At 47.8% G+C, this 400-nt stretch carries 2 tRNA genes; both read left to right on the top strand.

The features are described from left to right. The first annotated feature begins 12 nt into the window (after positions 1 to 12). A tRNA-Ile gene (locus ACXAGP_RS22095) sits at positions 13 to 89 on the top strand. Between the two features lie 230 nt (positions 90 to 319). Further along, positions 320 to 395: transfer RNA gene (locus ACXAGP_RS22090), tRNA-Ala, on the top strand. The last annotated feature ends 5 nt before the right edge of the window (positions 396 to 400 follow it).

Below are 400 nucleotides of genomic sequence, written 5' to 3'. Positions count from 1 at the left end.
CAGGTGCATCATAGGCCTGTAGCTCAGCTGGTTAGAGCGCACCCCTGATAAGGGTGAGGTCGGCAGTTCAAGTCTGCCCAGGCCTACCAAATCTTCCTTATGCTTCGTTATTGAGTTCGTCGTTTAGCAGGCTAAACGTCCTCACTCAAACCTCGCCTAAGAAAGATTAGAATCCCAATCTTCGGTGTATTTATTGCCAGTCATTAAGTTTTAGATAAGGCTTTTCGACGAGCGAAGGAGGGCGTATACGTTGTCAGTATATAACCGACTGAGTGAGGAAGAAAAACGCAATATAAAGCTTAAGGACGCAGCAAGAAATGGGGCTATAGCTCAGCTGGGAGAGCGCCTGATTTGCATTCAGGAGGTCAGCAGTTCGATCCTGCTTAGCTCCACCACTTCT

Source organism: Planctobacterium sp. AWM4_229 (assembly GCF_056160305.1).
Note: the sequence above shows the minus strand (reverse complement) of the source record. Positions and strands in the feature narration are given on the sequence as shown.